14 protein-coding genes are annotated in these 16,468 nt (G+C 51.2%); 6 read left to right on the forward strand and 8 right to left on the reverse strand.

The features are described from left to right. Window position 1: 1 nt before the first annotated feature. Genes ACFFJP_RS08095 through ACFFJP_RS08115 form a run of 5 tightly spaced genes read right to left on the reverse strand, consistent with a single transcriptional unit; the run spans window position 2 to window position 5,244 of the window. Window positions 2-1,846: a vWA domain-containing protein gene (locus ACFFJP_RS08095; RefSeq protein WP_377242245.1), complete on the reverse strand. Its 1,845-nt coding sequence runs from the start codon at window positions 1,844-1,846 to the stop codon at window positions 2-4. After that, window positions 1,836-2,810 (reverse strand): vWA domain-containing protein, encoded by a 975-nt coding sequence (locus ACFFJP_RS08100; RefSeq protein WP_377242247.1) that lies wholly within the window; start codon window positions 2,808-2,810, stop codon window positions 1,836-1,838. The genes ACFFJP_RS08095 and ACFFJP_RS08100 overlap by 11 nt, the downstream gene beginning before the upstream one ends. Next, window positions 2,803-3,282: a DUF4381 family protein gene (locus ACFFJP_RS08105; RefSeq protein WP_377242249.1), complete on the reverse strand. Its 480-nt coding sequence runs from the start codon at window positions 3,280-3,282 to the stop codon at window positions 2,803-2,805. The genes ACFFJP_RS08100 and ACFFJP_RS08105 overlap by 8 nt, the downstream gene beginning before the upstream one ends. Further along, entirely contained in the window at window positions 3,272-4,276 is a 1,005-nt protein-coding gene (locus ACFFJP_RS08110) for a DUF58 domain-containing protein (RefSeq protein ID WP_377242251.1), read from the reverse strand. The genes ACFFJP_RS08105 and ACFFJP_RS08110 overlap by 11 nt, the downstream gene beginning before the upstream one ends. 11 nt (window positions 4,277-4,287) lie before the next feature. Then, on the reverse strand, window positions 4,288-5,244 hold the full coding sequence (locus ACFFJP_RS08115; RefSeq protein ID WP_377242253.1) for an AAA family ATPase: 957 nt from the start codon (window positions 5,242-5,244) through the stop codon (window positions 4,288-4,290). A 210-nt stretch (window positions 5,245-5,454) separates the two neighbouring features. Here ACFFJP_RS08115 and fadI point away from each other — a divergent pair, with 210 nt between their 5' ends. From fadI to ACFFJP_RS08130, 3 genes are all read left to right on the forward strand, one after another. Then, entirely contained in the window at window positions 5,455-6,765 is a 1,311-nt protein-coding gene (fadI, locus tag ACFFJP_RS08120) for an acetyl-CoA C-acyltransferase FadI (protein WP_377242255.1), read from the forward strand. Continuing rightward, on the forward strand, window positions 6,765-8,891 hold the full coding sequence (fadJ, locus tag ACFFJP_RS08125) for a fatty acid oxidation complex subunit alpha FadJ (protein WP_377242257.1): 2,127 nt from the start codon (window positions 6,765-6,767) through the stop codon (window positions 8,889-8,891). Before fadI ends, fadJ begins: the two co-directional genes overlap by 1 nt. A gap of 82 nt (window positions 8,892-8,973) precedes the next feature. After that, window positions 8,974-9,168 carry a hypothetical protein gene (locus tag ACFFJP_RS08130; RefSeq protein ID WP_377242259.1) on the forward strand — a complete coding sequence of 65 codons (195 nt, stop codon included), beginning with the start codon at window positions 8,974-8,976 and terminating at the stop codon, window positions 9,166-9,168. Between the two features lie 21 nt (window positions 9,169-9,189). Here ACFFJP_RS08130 and ACFFJP_RS08135 read toward each other — a convergent pair whose 3' ends face one another. Next, on the reverse strand, window positions 9,190-9,951 hold the full coding sequence (locus tag ACFFJP_RS08135) for a LysR family transcriptional regulator (protein ID WP_377242261.1): 762 nt from the start codon (window positions 9,949-9,951) through the stop codon (window positions 9,190-9,192). A gap of 129 nt (window positions 9,952-10,080) precedes the next feature. On the opposite strand from ACFFJP_RS08135, the gene ACFFJP_RS08140 reads away from it, so the two are divergent. Further along, window positions 10,081-10,428, forward strand: a complete 348-nt coding sequence (locus ACFFJP_RS08140) for a MaoP family protein (protein WP_208931109.1) — start codon at window positions 10,081-10,083, stop codon at window positions 10,426-10,428. A 39-nt stretch (window positions 10,429-10,467) separates the two neighbouring features. Continuing rightward, complete coding sequence (locus ACFFJP_RS08145; RefSeq protein ID WP_377242263.1) at window positions 10,468-10,626, forward strand: hypothetical protein; 159 nt, start codon at window positions 10,468-10,470, stop codon at window positions 10,624-10,626. An 89-nt stretch (window positions 10,627-10,715) separates the two neighbouring features. Here ACFFJP_RS08145 and ACFFJP_RS08150 read toward each other — a convergent pair whose 3' ends face one another. Then, window positions 10,716-12,959 (reverse strand): putative bifunctional diguanylate cyclase/phosphodiesterase, encoded by a 2,244-nt coding sequence (locus tag ACFFJP_RS08150; protein ID WP_377242265.1) that lies wholly within the window; start codon window positions 12,957-12,959, stop codon window positions 10,716-10,718. A gap of 55 nt (window positions 12,960-13,014) precedes the next feature. Continuing rightward, window positions 13,015-15,789, reverse strand: coding sequence for an insulinase family protein (locus tag ACFFJP_RS08155; protein WP_377242267.1), 2,775 nt, complete (start codon window positions 15,787-15,789; stop codon window positions 13,015-13,017). A gap of 172 nt (window positions 15,790-15,961) precedes the next feature. Between ACFFJP_RS08155 and sixA the strand changes: the two genes are divergently transcribed. Further along, window positions 15,962-16,450 carry a phosphohistidine phosphatase SixA gene (gene sixA, locus ACFFJP_RS08160; protein WP_377242269.1) on the forward strand — a complete coding sequence of 163 codons (489 nt, stop codon included), beginning with the start codon at window positions 15,962-15,964 and terminating at the stop codon, window positions 16,448-16,450. Window positions 16,451-16,468 lie beyond the last annotated feature (18 nt).

Consider the following 16,468-nt stretch of genomic DNA (forward strand, 5'->3'; position numbering starts at 1 on the left):
TTTACCATTCTTGTTGAACACCGCGTGGTATTGCCTGTTGCTGACGTTTTTGATACTCAAGCAACATTTTGTTTTTCAATAATAAACTGGGTTCATCCTGCACTTTACGCAGCAGGTTTTCCAATTGCTGGCTTTCTTCAGCACTAGCGTTAGGCCAAGCCTGTTCTATCGCTTTTTGTTGTTCTGCCGCGGCTGGTTCTTTGTCCTGCTGTTCGGCCTGCTGTGCTTGCTGCTGCGCCTGTTGTTGCTGCTGCTGTTGCGTCGGATCTGCCTTTGCATCATCAGTAGATTGTTGCTCATTCTGCGACTGTTCGTTTTGTTGCTCGGAGTCCTGCTGAGATTGCTGGTTTTGTTGTTCCTGCTGCTGATCCTTGCCATCTTTGGAATTGTTTTGCTGATCAGGTTCGCCATTCTGCTGCTGATCCTGCTCAGATTGCTGTTGCTGCTGTTCGAGCATTTTCTTCATCAGTTCGATATTTTCTTTGACGCCAGGCAGGCCTGGTTGCTGTTTTTCTGCGTTTTGAAATGCGGCGAGTGCCTGCTGATATTGTTGCTGCAGGGCCAGGCTGTTACCGAGATTAAACTGACCGGCCGCAGAGCTGTCTTGACTAAACAGATCGGCCGCAGCGGCATAATCACCAGCGCGATATGCGGCATTACCTTGCCACAGCGGATCGGCGAATTGTTGGCGGGCCCGGGCATAATCGCCACTGTCATAAGCCTGTTTTGCTTGTTCAGTTTTACTGTGCCATAAATCCTGCCAGCTAAATGCTGATGCCGGTGCTGCCGCTTCGGTCGTTGTCGGCTCAGTCGTCTGAAGGGCAGGGACAGGTTGTGGCCAGGCTAACAGTAATAACGGCAAGACAAACAGTTGGGGCTTGCGCAAATACCAGAGCCCCAGAGCCAATAGCAGATAACACAGGTAAATGCCGGCATCCTGCCATTGATCGCCTTGCATCTGAGTTTGCTCAGCAGCATCGTTGAGTTTTAATTCAGGCAGTGCCAATAGTTTTTGCACGTCACTATCATCAAAAGTGCTTGATGCAAAAACACCGCCGGTCAGGTTGCTGATCTCTTTTAATTGGGTCAGCGGTACTTTCGGCAACACGATGCTGCCACGCGCGTCTTTGAGCAGTTCGCCATTTTCCAGTTGAACCGGTGCGCCGTCGGAACTACCAAACGCCAACACTGACACGCGATGGGCAAAGCCATTCAGCTGATCCCGGATCTGCATAAACTGCTGACTGTCAAAACCGTCGGTGAAAAATACGATGTCACCTTTTACATAACCGGCTTGTTGCAACAGCTGATCAGCCATTTTCAGTGCGCTGGCAAAATCAGAACCCTGCACCGGCATAATTTCCGGTTTTAAATCAGGTAACAACAAACTGATATTATTGTGATCGGGCGTCAGCGGCGAGATCACATAAGCATCGCCGGCAAAAGCCAATAAGGCCATTTCGCCTTCCAGCTGCTCGCGGGCAAAATCCAGCGCTTTAAAGCGAGCTTGTGTTACCCGGTTCGGTTTGATGTCAGTGGCGCGCATCGACATCGACATATCCAGCACCAGCACGGTGGCGCGTTTTAACTGGAATGCCGGTTGCGGGAGCTTTTGCCAGCTTGGACCGGCACCGGCCAGAATGCCGAGTAACAGCATCAGCGGTAACAACCAAGGTTGTTTGCGTGCAGTAGGCTGTTGCGCCAGCAGCTGGCGATATAAATGCGGTGCCAGTAATTGTTGCCAGGCATCAGTCGAAGGCAAGCGGCGCAATAGCAGCCAACAGAGCGGTACGAGCGGCAACAGCACTAACACCCAAGGCCGTAAAAAGTGGATATCAACGGGCATAACGACTCCGGCGCCAAAATGCGAGACCCAGCAGCACTAATGCGCTAGCTAAGGGCCAATGCAGCAGGCTTTGCTGCGGGCGGTAATTCAGCTGATCACGTTCAATCGGCTCCAGCTGGTCCAGTAACTGATAAATCTCACTAAGTTCCTGTAGGTTGCGGGCACGGAAATAACGGCCACCGGTTTCACTGGCAAGTTCGGTCAGCAATTTTTCGTCCAGATCGGCTGAAGGATTCACTACCTGTGGGCCAAAAATACCTTGTTGGACCATTTGCTCAGCACCAACCCCGACCGCGTAAATTTTAACGCCGGCGGCTTTGGCGAGCGCCAATGCTTCCCGCGGCTGAATATTGCCTGCGGTATTGGCGCCATCACTGAGTAAAATCAGTACTTTATTTGAGCTCTGATAGGTATTAAAACGTTTGACGGTCAGACCTATCGCCTCGCCAATAGCAGTGCGTTGACCCACCAAGCCAAGGACGGCGTCATCGAGCATTTTTTGCACTGTGGTGCGGTCAAAGGTCAGTGGTGTTTGTTGGTATGCGGCATCGGCAAACAAAATTAACCCCAGCCGATCGCCCTGACGTTTGTCGATAAACTGACTCAGCACGTGTTTGACTGCGTCCAGCCGGTTGTAGGACTGGCCTTCGATGACCATGTCATTGATATTCATTGAGCCGGACAAATCGACTGCCAGCATCATGTCGCGACCCTGTTGCGGCAGCGTGACGGGTTCACCGAGCCAGCGTGGCCCAGCCGCTGCTGTCACCAGAGATGCCCAGAATAGGAAGGGTAACAGTGCCGGCATGCGCCAGCGCTGATGCTGCGCGCTGTGTTGCTCTGCTGCAGCCAGCCGGGCTAGAGGAGGGAAAAACAGCGGTTGTCCGGCAACGGACTGACGGGCGCGCAACAGCCAAGGCACTGGCAACAACACAAATAACCATGGCAATGCAAACTCAAACATCTAAACGGCGCTCCTGATGCTGTTCTAACCAGAGGCCGGCAAATCGCTGCCAGGCCTTTAATTGCTCAGGATCCGACGTCGGGCTATACAGCAGCAGATCTAAATCAGGCAGCTGCTCCGACAAATTGCCACTGCGCTGCAAAAAAGCGACGAATGTGGCACTTTTTTCTGCCAGTGCCGGATGACCTGGCCGTTTGGTCTGCAGATACTGTTTAAGCAATTGCAGGATGGCATTGGCAGCTTCAGGCTGTTCTAACTGAATTTTATCCAGCGATTGCAGGGCAATGCGTCTGGCGCTATCACGCTGATAACGCCGGTATAATGTGCGAGCCAGCCAGACCAACGCGAACAGGACGGGCAGCGCCAATAACAGCAGGCCAGGCGCCAGATAAAATTCATCCGGCAGCGCAGGCTGCTGAATATCGGCCAGTGCCGTTTTTAACGTGTCGGTGATGTTCGGATCATTGGCCATGGACGGTTCCGGAAGTATTAACAGGTGCCGAATGGGCCTGCGCCAAGGTGGGTTGTTGGATCGCAACAAGCTGGCTGCGCAGTGACGACGCATTACTGATTTGCATATGGCGCAGGCCCAGACTGCGCCAGAACTGAATGCGTTCAGTTTGCTGCTGCTGTTGTTGGACCGCGTAACGTTGTTTCAAAGCGGCCGGTGTTAAATCTAACTGCAACACGGCAGCGTTGGTCTGTAATGCCAGTTGACCCGATGCAGTAGCTGGGATCTGCAGCTCAAGCGGGTCAGAAATTTGACAAAGCCTGATTTCATTATGCATTCGCATCGATTGCAGATGGCGCATCACATTGGCATCCAGTGCACTGAAGTCAGAAATGACATAAACCAGACTGCCGGGCCGCACCAGCCGGCGTAATTGGCCAACGGCGTCCGCCAGACCAATCGACTGTAACTCTGGTGCTACCGGTTTGTTGTTGAGATCTATCAGTTGCTGCAGATACCGCAATACAGAGACACTGCGGCTGGCCGGTTTCAATTCCCTGATTTGCTGGCCATTAAATAAAATGCCGCCAAATTTATCGCCGCGCTCACGCGCATGCCAGCCAACCAGCGCCGCCAAGTGTGACGCTTGTACCGCTTTGGTTAGCAACACAGAGCCAAAATGCATCGACGGACTCAAGTCAGTCAGCACAAACACCGGCCGTTCTTTTTCCTCGCGAAATAACTTGGTATGCACCTTGCCGGTACGTGCCGTGACACGCCAGTCGATGGTGCGGACATCATCACCGAGCTGGTAATGACGGACTTCGTCAAACTCCATGCCCCGGCCTTTACTGCGCGCCAGATAACTACCAGCCAGTTTGCTTTGGATCACTTGTTGTGGCGCTAAGTCCAGCACGTAAGTATGGTGCTGATACTTCAGCAATTGCGGTAAGTCTAGCTGGACACCGTCGGCGCCCAGTGCGGCCAGCTGTTGTGCGACTGTTTGTGCTTGCACTGCTTGGCTCATCAGGCGATCGGCACTCGTTTTAACAATTCGCTGAGGACCTGATCAGTACTAACCCCTTCGGCCTCAGCTTCATAACTTAAGATCAACCGGTGACGCAATACGTTATGGAATACGGCCTGTACATCGTCAGGCGTGACAAAATCACGGCCACTGAGCCATGCCTTGGCACGGGCACAGCGTTCTAAGGCGATAGTCGCGCGCGGGCTGGCGCCATAAGCGATATAACGGCCCAGTTCAGCACCATAATTGCCCGCATGGCGGGTTGCCATCACCAACTGCACAATATAGTGCTCCAGACTTTCAGCCATATGTAACTGCAAAATGGTCTGGCGGGCGGCGAAGATATCGGCCTGACTCATCCGAACCGGTGTTTCCGCTTGTTGAGCTAGTGCTTCGCCGCGGGTTAAACGCAGAATTTTCAGCTCAGTGTCAGAGTCCGGATAATCCACTTTTAAATGCAGTAGGAATCGGTCGAGCTGGGCTTCCGGCAGCGGATAGGTGCCTTCCTGTTCCAGCGGGTTTTGCGTTGCCATGACCAGAAACAATTCGGGCAACTTATAGCTGTGGCGGCCGACCGTAATTTGTTTTTCTGCCATCGCTTCCAGCAAAGCCGACTGTACTTTCGCCGGTGCACGGTTAATTTCATCCGCGAGGATAATGTGGTGGAATAACGGACCACTCTGGAATTCAAATTTACCGGTTTCCGGCCGGTAAATATCGGTACCGGTTAAATCGGCAGGTAATAAATCAGGGGTAAACTGAATGCGATGAAAACTGCCTTCCACGCCATGTGCCAGGGCGTTGACGGCCCTGGTTTTTGCCAGACCCGGTGGGCCCTCAACCAGTAAATGGCCATTGGCCAGCAGTGCCAGCAGAATACCTTCGGTCAGGGCCGGCTGCCCGATCACCTGGCTGTCGAGATAGGATTTTAACCGGTTAAATGCATTCACAAACAATACTCTCAGGCTTCGGTTTAAGTGCGTTATTTATATGAAATCACGGGAGATTTCATATGCGTATCCGATGAAAAGCGGCTAGGCTAAGACCAACTCCGCGGATCTGGGGGCGGCGGCGATTAAAACAAGTGTTTTAATTTCGTCGGAGTCTCGCTACAATCGGGAAAAATCACAGGTCAGACCTGTAACGACCAGCAAAAGAGGACTTCTATGGCCAATCCCATTCAACTCAGAACCCGGCAGGGCGACCGTATCGCCATTGTCCGCGGTTTACGTACACCATTTGCCAAACAGGCGACCGAATTTCACGGTGTTTCGGCACTGGAGCTTGGCAAGCTGGTCGTCAACGAACTGCTGATCCGCAGTGAGCTGGACCCCAAGTTAATTGATCAGGTCGTTTACGGTCAAGTTGTGCAGATGCCTGAAGCGCCGAATATTGCCCGTGAAATCGTGCTTGGCACCGGTATGAATGTACACACAGACGCATTTAGCGTGACCCGGGCTTGCGCAACCAGCTTCCAGTCCGTCGTAAGCGTGACAGAAAGTATGATGGCCGGCATTACAGAGATCGCCATTGCCGGTGGTGCCGATTCCAGTTCAGTGCTGCCGATTGGTGTCAGCAAAAATCTGGCGCGGGCTTTAGTTGACGTCAACAAAGCCAGAACATTTGGTCAGAAACTGGCGATTTTCCGCCGCTTGGGATTAAAAGATTTAATGCCGGTACCACCGGCGGTTGCTGAGTACACCACAGGGTTATCTATGGGTGACACTGCAGAACAAATGGCAAAAAGCCACGGTATTAGCCGCGCTGATCAGGACGCGATGGCACACCGGTCACACACATTGGCTGCGCAGGCCTGGCAAAATGGCCTGATGAAAGACGAAGTCATGGCGGCGCACGTCGAGCCTTACAATAAATTCCTCGAGATCGATAACAACGTCCGGCTCGATTCCAAGCTGGAATCTTATGCCAAATTAAAACCAGTGTTTGATCGTACTTACGGCACTGTGACGGCCGCAACCTCGACGCCGCTGACTGATGGTGCATCGGCAGTGCTAATGATGACCGAAAGCCGCGCTAAAGCCATGGGCTATGAAATTCTTGGTTATGTGCGTAGCTACGCTTTTGCCGCCATCGACGTCTGGGAAGATATGTTGATGGGGCCGTCCTATGCCACACCACTGGCCTTAGACCGCGCCGGAATGAAGCTGTCTGATTTGACTCTGATTGAGATGCACGAAGCATTTGCCGCCCAGGCATTGGCCAACATGAAAATGTTTGGTTCGAAAAAATTTGCCGAAGAAAAACTGGGTCGTACAGAAGCCATTGGTGACATTGATATGGCGAAATTTAACGTCAACGGTGGATCGCTGGCCTATGGCCACCCATTTGCTGCGACAGGTACTCGTCTGATCACTCAAACCTTAAACGAATTAAAACGCCGCGGCGGCGGTATCGGCCTGACGACAGCCTGTGCGGCTGGTGGCCTTGGCGCCGCGATGATTGTGGAGACTGAATAATGCAGCCAACTTTTAGCTTAAGCCTGCGTGATGACGGCGTAGGTGTGATCACGATGGATATCTTTGGCGAGAGCATGAATGTGCTCAAAGCCGAGTTTGCTGACGAGATCGCGGCGGTGCTGGATGAAGTGCGGACCAATAAAAGTATCAAAGGTCTGGTCATTATCAGCGGTAAACCGGATTCGTTTATCGCTGGCGCAGATATCAGCATGCTGGATAAATGCAAAACGGCCGCGGAAGCAACCGCGATCGCCAGCATGGGTCAGCGTATGTTTAACGAGCTGGAAAAACTGCATATACCGCTGATCGCGGCCATTCATGGTCCATGCCTGGGCGGTGGTCTGGAATTGGCGATGGCCTGTCACGGCCGTGTTGCGACTGATGACAACAAAACCGTATTAGGTCTGCCGGAAGTGCAGCTGGGTCTGTTACCAGGCAGCGGCGGCACGCAGCGTCTGCCAAAACTGGTCGGTTTGCAAAAAGCCCTGGATATGATGCTGACTGGCAAACAGTTGCGCGCAGTTCAGGCAAAAAAAGCGGGTTTGGTCGATGTGGTAGTACCGCGTAGCATTTTATTAGAGGCTGCGGTGAAAATGGCGCTGGCGGGCAAGCCAGACCGCTCAAAACCAGTGAAGTTGCCATTAGTAGGTCAGTTACTGGAATTTACGTCGATTGGTCGCGGCATTTTGTTTAGTCAGGCGGAAAAGCAAACACTGGCAAAAACGCAGGGCCATTACCCGGCACCGCTGAAAATCATCGATGCGATCAAAGCTGGTGTGCATTCAGGTATGCAAAAAGGCCTCGAAGTTGAAGCGACACATTTTGGCGAGTTATGCATGACGCCTGTTTCGGCCAACCTGCGCAATTTGTTTTTCGCGACCACGCAGATGAAAAAAGAAAGCGGCGCCGGTGATGCCAAGCCCCGCAAGGTGAAAAAAGCTGCCGTATTAGGTGGTGGTCTGATGGGCGGCGGCATTGCCAACGTCACAGCCGGAAAAGCTGGTGTGCCAGTGCGGATCAAAGATATTAACCAGACTGGCATTGGTAATGCGCTGAAGTACAGCTTCAGCCTGCTGAATAAAAAGTATAAAAAACGCTTTATCAGTAAAACTGAACTGCAAAAGCAAATGGCGTTGTTGACCGGTACTACTGATTATTCTGGTTTCCATGATGTGGATCTAGTTATCGAAGCGGTGTTTGAAGATCTGGCGTTAAAGCAGCAGATGGTGGCAGATATTGAACAGCATTGCAGTGAACATACTGTTTTTGCTTCGAATACCAGCTCATTGCCGATTGGTCAGATCGCAGCGAAAGCGGCGCGGCCGGAAAACGTCATCGGTCTGCACTATTTCTCTCCGGTCGACAAAATGCCGTTGGTTGAAGTGATTGCGCATGACAAAACTTCCGCTGAGACCATTGCGACAACAGTCGCTTTTGCCCGTAAACAGGGTAAAACACCGATTGTGGTGAAAGACGGCGCAGGTTTTTATGTCAACCGAATTTTGGCGCTGTATATGAACGAAGCGGCGAATTTGCTGTTGGAAGGTGAGTCAGTTGAAAAGCTCGATAAAGCCTTGACCCGGTTTGGCTTCCCGGTCGGTCCTATCACGTTACTGGATGAGGTTGGCATCGACGTTGGCGCTAAAATTTCGCCTATTTTGCAAAAAGAACTGGGCGAGCGTTTTCAGGCGCCGGCTGCTTTTGACAAGTTGATCGCCGATGGCCGTAAAGGGAAAAAAGTCGAAAAAGGCTTTTACCTCTACGGTAAAAACGCGAAAAAAGGCCGCAAAGAGGTCGACACCAGCGTGTATAGCCTGTTGGGTGTGCAGCCTAATGGCCGCTTAAGTACGGAGCAAATCAGCAAACGTTGTATGGTGCAGATGCTGAACGAAGCGGTGCGTTGTCTGGAAGAGGGTATTATTGCTTCGGCCCGTGACGGCGATATCGGTGCTATTTTTGGTATAGGTTTTCCACCATTCCTCGGCGGGCCGTTCCGATATATTGATAGTCTGGGTGCTGGTAATCTGGTAGCAGATTTGCGCCGCTATGAAACGCAGTTTGGTAGTCGTTTTGCACCGGCAAAGATGTTGCTGGAGCTGGCTGAACAGGAAAAGACTTTTTATTGAGTTTTGCCTAAGTGCCGAAAAAAACCGCAGCTTGCTGCGGTTTTTTGTATAATGCCGCTTTTTTTGCTGCCGGAGTATGATCGTGCTGTGGTTATTCCTTCATCCACTGGTGAGTGTGTGGTGTTATTTGCAAGCAAAAAAAGCCGGTTTACGCAGTTGGCCCTGGGTACTGCTGGCGCTGTTGACCGGACCGGTGTCAGTGCCGTTGTTTCTAAATCACCGCCGTATGGCGCGCCGGCGGGTGATGGGGCCAGAGCTGAGTTGGTTCCGCCCATAGCCCTGTTGTTTCACGACCTATTTAATCCTGCCAGCGGATCGGTGCGCCATCACGTAGCCATAACTGGACACTGATTTGTTGTTCCGGCATTGCCAGCAACTTATATAAACCGGTGTGACATAGCTCCTGTGCCAGCATCTGAGGCAAGAATGCTGTGCCATTGCTGCGGGCCAGCCATTGACGTAACAATCTCGGATCGCTGCAACAAAAAGCCAGCGGTGCTTTACTCAGCTGCGGCAATCGGCCGGCCCAGTCCAGACGGCCTTCAGCCTGCGCAGTGCTGCCAACTGGCCCCACAGCTGTCAGCACAACAGATCGCCACACTATTGTTTTATATGCGGCATCGGCGGTGCTGTCCGGATTTGCGCAGAGCACCACGTCTGCCTGCCGACTACAGGCCGTCGCAGCATCAAGCACCTGCAAATGCACTGCAGTCTCAATATTCACGACTAACGCCTCAAGTAATTCTGCGGCAAGATATTGCAAACCTGGTTCGACCGCCACGGTCAATCTCTGCGGCAAGCTACTTTGTTGCTGTAATTGCGTCCTGGCAGCTTGTAGTGCGCTGATCACGGCCTCGGCATGGGGTAGCAGCAGCTCGCCGGCTTCGGTCAGCTGGATGTTATTACGGTGGCGACTAAACAATGCAACGCCCAGACTTTGTTCCAGTTGCCGGATGCGAAAACTGACAGCGGACTGGGTTAAATACAGATTCTCGGCGGCTTTGCCAAAATGACGGGTTTTTTGTACTTCCAGGAAGGTTTTCAGTAGTTCGGTGTCCAAGCATTAGCCTTATTTTATTTTATGGTCACGATAAAAAACATTTGTTTTACGTGCGGAATTTTGTTTACCATACTCCGCACAGTTTAATTGGGATAGCTTTAGATTCAACGAGATCAGGGGAAAAAAGTGATGCAGCAAAGTTTTGTGGCTAAACGTCGCTTTTTTGATGACCGCAACTTCCCGAAAGGGTTTACCCGGTCAGGACGCTTCACGTTAGCAGAGGGCAATCTGCTCGAGAAGCACGGTGCATCGATGCAGGAGCTGGAAGAAGGCCAGCGCCAGCCGGTGAACGAAGAAGAGCAACGCTTCTTACAGGTCATGCGCGGCGAAGCCGAAGCAGAAACTGTTTATGAAAAGGCCTGGCTGAAATACAAGCAACGTATTCAGGAAAAACGTAAGTTTCATACCGTGTTTGGTAAGAAACGTATTGCCGATGGCAGTGACGATTTTTCTTACGTCGAAACAGACAACGATTAACAGAGCCGGAGTAACCGGTCGCAGCAGAAGGATTTTTGTGTGGACGGATTTTTGAAGAGCTTATTAAACCCGGCTGTGCTGGTGTTTTTAATCCCGCTGGCGGCTATCGCGATTGGTGGCCTCAAAGTGTGGTTTAATCACCAGGAGCGGATGGAAAAGATCCGTCAGGGCATTGATCCTGATGCACGTCGCGACTGAATTTGCATAAAGTGTGCACTGTATAAAAACAAAAAAGAGCCTCCTGGCTCTTTTTTGTTTTTGCAATCAGCGTTGCCAGCTCAATGGGTTCAGATCGAGACCGGAACAGCCGCAAGACGCGGTTTATTTTGCTTCTGGTCCAGCAGGAACTGGGTGAAATCGGCGGCAGATAACGGCTTGCTATAAAAATAGCCCTGAATGATCTCGCAACGCAGTTGCTTCAGTTGTGCCAGCTGTTCGGCTTGTTCAACCCCTTCGGCGACCACGGTCAGGCTTAGGTTGTGCGCGATAGTGACGATAGTATCCACCATATTGCGGCCACGCGCCGTATTCATATCGTCGATAAACGCTTTATCAATTTTCAGCGTATTGAGCGGAAATTGCTTTAAATAAGCCAGCGATGAATAACCAGTACCAAAATCGTCCATCGCCAGATGGATGCCGCGCGCCCGCAGTTTTTTCATCGTATCTATCGCCATTTTGGGCGATTGCATCACTGTGCCTTCGGTGATTTCTAGTTCCAGATGATAAGAGGGCAGTTCGGTCTGCTGCAGCACATCGTCAATCTGTTCACACAAATACGGCAACATAAACTGTTTGACTGACAGGTTGACCGCGACGCGGCCATGAAACAGCCCCTGATCAATCCAGCGCTTCACGTCCAGGCAGGCTTTGCGTAAAACCACTTCACCAATTTCGACGATTTGGCCAGTTTCTTCGGACACCGGAATGAACGAAGCCGGGCTAATCAGACCGCGTTTAGGTGTGATAAATCGCACCAACGCTTCCATGCCGACTAACTGCCCACTGAGAATATCCATTTTTGGCTGATAATAGACGGTAAAGAAATCTTCTTTCAGGCCATGGCGGATCAGGTTTTCCAGCTGCAACCGTTTGACTGCCAGTTTGTTCATGCTGTCGTTAAAAAACAGATAGCGGTTCGCGCCGTCATTTTTGGCATGATACATCGCCGTGTCAGCGTTACGCAGCAATGCTTCCGGATCACGGCCATCTTCTGGATACAACACTATGCCGATACTGCTGGTGACTGCCAGTTCATGCTGACTAATAAAAAATGGCTGATTAATTTGTTTAATCAGCTCTTTTGCCATCGTTGTGATGGTATGAATGTCGTTGGTATTTTCCAGCAAAATGGCAAATTCATCGCCACCAAGCCGGTAAAGCCGTTCTTTTTGCCGTGTCATCTGGCTGAGTCGTTCTGCCAGTTTGACTAACAACGAATCTCCTAGTTGGTGGCCGAGTGAATCGTTGATTTTTTTAAAGTTATCAAGGTCAAATACCAGCAAGGCGTGTTTGACTTCCCGTTCCACCAGCCGGCCCAGTTCTGCCGAAAACATTGCCCGGTTTGGCAGGCCCGTCAGGGTGTCAGAGTTCGCCAGCCGGCTTAATTCTGCTTCGCGTTTTTTACGCTCAGAAATGTCGGAGAATACCGCGACAAACTGCGTCAGTACGCCATGATCATCCCGGACGATGTCAAAATTAAGTTCGGCCTGATAAACCTCACCGTTGATGCGCTGATCTTGCACTTCGCCTTGCCAGCTACCGGTGGTCTGTAGCGTGTGACCGATATCCTGTACAAACCGACTTGGGTACATCGCCAGATCAAACGGCTTTTTGATCACCTGTTCGCGACTTTTACCAGTGATAGTGCTGAAAGAGTGGTTGACTTCCAACACGATAAAATTGGTATCGCAAATCACCACGGCATCAGAGATATTTTCCAGACAGCGGGCAAATAACTCGAGGCGCTCTTCGGTCTGCTTCAGCAATTGAATATTTTTCAGCGTTCCGGTCATCCGCGTCGCGACGCCTTCAGCGTCGGTCGACACGACTTTGCCGCGATCTAAAACCCAGACCCAGCCACCGTCGGATGCTCTGAGGCGGTACGCAGCCTCAAAATACGGTGTTTCACCAGCAAGGTGTTGATAAAGCTGTTCGGTGACACGTTCAATATCGCGTGGATGGATCTGATCACGATTCGGAGGGAACTGGTTGGTTTCTGGTTTTAATTCAACCGGATGCTGCCACGAACTGGAACGATATAAACTGCCGGAGGCAATATTCCAGTCCCACAGTTCATCGCCACTGCCCCATAAAGACAACCGCAGCCGCTCTTCACTTTGTTCAAGTCGGCTTTGGTAACGACGCATTTTCAGAATGGATAAGTGGGCTAATAACAGCGCACCAAAAGAGAACAACAGGATCGATGACAATACATAAGGCATTGCATGGTCCAGGTCTACCGCAAAAGCCGGCATTGTAATAAAGGCCGGCAACCACAACAGAGATAGTTTTTTATTATTATTTTTCACACATCTACGCAGCTTACGGGCATTTTGGGTAACTTATAGAAAATCTCTGATCCTGTCAAAGCCAATCTGTCCGTAGCTCCAGCTCGCCCGCCAGTTCAGCGGCTGTTTTGCTCCGCATCAAACTATGCGTCGGCGCAGGCCCTGTAGCCAGAAAGACTGCGTCATATTCCGGCGCCAATAATGTGTAACAAAAATCGCAGAAATCGCAGAGAGTCAGTGCCGCCAGTTCATCCTGGATCCGTTGCGACAGCGAACATTGATAATCGCCCTGACCAATCGCCAGCCACAGCCGCTTTGCCCGGCTTGCCAGGCTGGTATCCCGCTCGCGGATTTGTGCGATCAGGCTGGTTTTAATTTGTTCGAATTCCGACAACGGGATCTCAGGTAGCTCTTCAAGAAACTTGCGGTAAAAAATTACCGTCGCGTAATACAAGTCTGCTGCAGCTGTTTTGGGAGATTGCACATAAAACGCCATACCCGGTTTTTGGTTCATCGGCACATAACCAGTCCCGACCAGATAACCCAGCTGCTGTTCAGTGCGCAGGGCATGAAAGTACTCCGGTGAAATCAGGTGATTCGCCAGCATGAATTTAGCCATTGATGCCGCGCTGCGATCTTTTGCCGGCAAATAGATCACCAGCGCCTGGTCATCGTGTTGCAGCTGTTGTTCCAGCCAGACCGGCCCACTATTTTGTGTGCTGTAACTTTGTCGAGGCAAACGACTACCTGGCGAATTGATTTGCTGTTGCCACTGGCGCAACATTTTTTCCAGCAGGCTCGCATCTGTGGCATGCCAGTTCCCAAGCATTAGGGCCTCAACATGCACCTTTTGCATGATTTGCTGACAAAACGTATTGAACTGGGCAAAACTACTTTGTTCCAGCAATTGTGCCAACTGCTGCGTTTCGGGGTTTAAAGGCTGTAATAATGACGACAATTGACTGAACAGTTGGCTGATTGGCTTGCCACTGATCTGTCCACGCCAATGTCGCACCAACTGAAACTGCAGTTCAACGAAGCGCTCTTCTGCAAAGGTCAGATCGCCAATTTCGGTCAGCAAATCCTGTAATAAAGCAATTTGATTGGCGGATAAGCCACTGCTATGCAAAGTCAGACCATGTTGCTGCACATACAAGTTGTAACTGAGGCCTGCAGTCGTCGCTGGGTAAAATTGCTCGTTTATCCGGTCAAGGAATAGCTCGAGCCACAGTTTAGTTAAGGCCAGTTGGGTCAAATTCTGCACCGTATTGGGCAGGGTTAACTGCACAAAAATATGGCCCTTTGGCGAATGAAAATCAGTATCTGCTTTAAACCACAATGATAAGTCGGCTGAATTGACCAGTTGCACAGGCTGCGCCTGATGCGCATTCAGCGCAATCAGCTGCAGCTGTCCCACCAGATAGGGATTGGGGGCAGGTAGCTGGTAACCCGGCATCGGCTGTTTCTCTGCCAGGTTTGCCAGTAATGCTGTTGCCAGCGGCTCGACGCTATAAGGTGTATGGTACCAACGTGCTTGTTGGCTGACGCTGACTTCCGGAGCGATCAGCATGACACGCAGGTTGTCGGCGCGGAAATAACTCAGCAACTGCCGGTACAGTGACTCCGGTGGCGTTTCCATCCGGTAATCACCAAAAATATAATCGTGTTGCGGATAATGTTGCAGATTCACCGCCAGATCACTCGCCAGTTGCAAGCTGGCACGAGGTTCCTGATAGGTAAAGCTCCACTGGATTAAGCGTTGCCGTTCCTGAAACAACTGCAGCGGGAATGGTTGCTGACGCAATAACGCAAAAAAAGCGAAACAAGTTTGCAAGATCAGATCGCGTTGTCCCATACCGGCATGGGTTAGTTCAAAAGCAAGCGTAAAGTCTTTGTAATTGCTGCCGTCAATCCCACCACCAGCGCTGAGTGCGTTGACCAGCCCTTGCTGTTTCAGGCCGCTCAGGAGCGAACCTGGGCCTTCATCGCCAATCAGATGTGCGAGAAAACTGACGACTTTAAACGGGTACCAAGGTTGAATGTCGGGTAGAGCAAAACTCAATACCAGCCGTTGTGTTGGCTTATGTGGTTGAATATTGAGTTGAATGCCCAGATGTTCGCGTTGGTAGAGCGGGGCGGTTAAGGCGGCCTTTGCCGGCAAATGTGCTGGCAGTTGCTGAAAATACTGTTCTGCCAGCGCCTGTTGATGCTCGATTGGAAACGCCGACACCAGCACTAAACACATACGGCTGGCGCTATATTGCTGCTGATAAAATTGTTGCACCGCTTGCTGCGCGCTTTGATGGGGCCGGTCGTCCAGCGTTTGCAGATTACCGACCGAAAATTTGGCAAAGGGATGGTCCGGATTAATCGTTTCTTTGTGCGCCTGGTAGATGCGCCGGCCATCATCCTTCAGCTTCATCGAAAACTCAGCCTCAATGGCCTGCCGTTCTTTCTGCACAGACGCTTCGGCAAACAGTGGCGCGCCCAGCATATCGGCAAAGCGTTCTAAACCGGCAGCAAAGGCATCATCTTCGATATCAAAATAGAAACAGCTGTGTTCGGTGCCGGTCCAGGCGTTATGGCTGCCGCCATGCGCGCTGATAAACTGGGCATAATCACCGGGCTCGGGAAATTGCCGGGAACCCAGAAAGACCAGGTGCTCGAGGAAATGTGCCAAACCTTCCCGATCCGCCGGATCGTCAAAATGGCCCACATTCACCGACATAGCGGCAGCGCTTTTTTCGGCGTCTGCCTGTTCGACGAGAAGTACCCGCAAACCATTATTCAGAGTCAATGCATGATAACGGCGATGGTCGGCTGGGCTTTGTACGAGTTGCGTTTTTTTCAAATCAGGCCTCATTGTCAGGCTAAATGCGACGAGTCATACGGCAGCTCATCATACTATTAAGGAATATAAAGACTTAAATCTATGCTTTATTATCAGTTACTGTCGCAATGAACTTTCATTATCATAGCGCACTCTTTTCGCGTTGGGCGCGAAGTTGTTGATGGTGTATACAATGGTCAATCTGGTTATCATGCGACACGGTGAAGCTGTGGCGCAAAGCAGTCAGGATAGTCAACGGCAACTCAATGCCAGAGGCGAAGCCGAAGTCGGTCAGATGGCACAGTGGTTGACTCAAGTCTATCCACAGTTTGATTACGTGCTGGCAAGCCCGTATGTGCGAACCCAACAAACCGCAGAGCTGATGTTGGCACAGCAAGGGAACACAACGCAATTGCAGACTTTACCCGAGCTTGTACCCGATGGCGACTGTCATCAGGTGCAATTGTATGTCGATGCATTGCTCAGCCAGAAACCAGAAGCGCGGATCTTACTGGTTTCGCACATGCCACTGGTGAGTTTTCTGGTTGAAACTTTCACCAAATCTGGCAACACGCCGATTTTTGACACTGCATCGTTGGCATGTATCGAATACAGCGCTGGCGGGCAAGGCTCTTTGCTGGAAAAAATGACGCCGGCTGATTTGACCCTGCTGCGTTCCTGATCCGCGCCGGCATCCTTT

Source organism: Rheinheimera tilapiae (genome assembly GCF_042432165.1).
Classification (GTDB): domain Bacteria; phylum Pseudomonadota; class Gammaproteobacteria; order Enterobacterales; family Alteromonadaceae; genus Pararheinheimera; species Pararheinheimera tilapiae.